Here is a 403-nt window from a genome sequence, read left to right as displayed (position 1 = left end):
CTTCAGGCGCGCGCGCGGTGCGGTTCGCCCGAGGGAATCACCACGGGATCGCCGAGGCGCGCCCCGACGCGGCTCAGGTCGAGGATCTGCAGCACCGCCGGGGAATGGTTGACCAGGCGCAGCCGCGCGCCGCAGCGGCGCTTGAGCTGCAACAGAAGCTGCAAGCCGGCGGTGTCGATCTCGCTCACGCCCGACAGGTCGAGCTCGACCTCCGCCGCTTCCTCGGCTGGCAGGGCGGCGAGCATTTCGTCGCGCAGCGCCGCCGCCGTGGCGACGGTCATCTCGCCGTCCAGGTGCAGGCGGCAGTCGCCGCTTGTCGCATCCATGCGCAGGCTCATGGCGGGCTCCTCACATGACCAGCTTGGCGACCGCCGCCAGCATCTGCTGCGGCTGGAAGGGCTTG

General features: G+C 71.5%; 1 protein-coding gene. It reads right to left on the bottom strand.

The annotated features are described in order from the left end of the window. Nucleotides 1–2 precede the first annotated feature (2 nt). Entirely contained in the window at nt 3–338 is a 336-nt protein-coding gene (locus L6Q67_RS23505; protein ID WP_296575929.1) for an STAS domain-containing protein, read from the bottom strand. Nucleotides 339–403 lie beyond the last annotated feature (65 nt).

Source organism: Zoogloea sp. (genome assembly GCF_023150065.1).
GTDB lineage: Bacteria > Pseudomonadota > Gammaproteobacteria > Burkholderiales > Rhodocyclaceae > Zoogloea.
The sequence above is the reverse complement of the archived record's forward strand: the minus strand, read 5'-3'. Positions and strand labels throughout refer to the sequence as shown.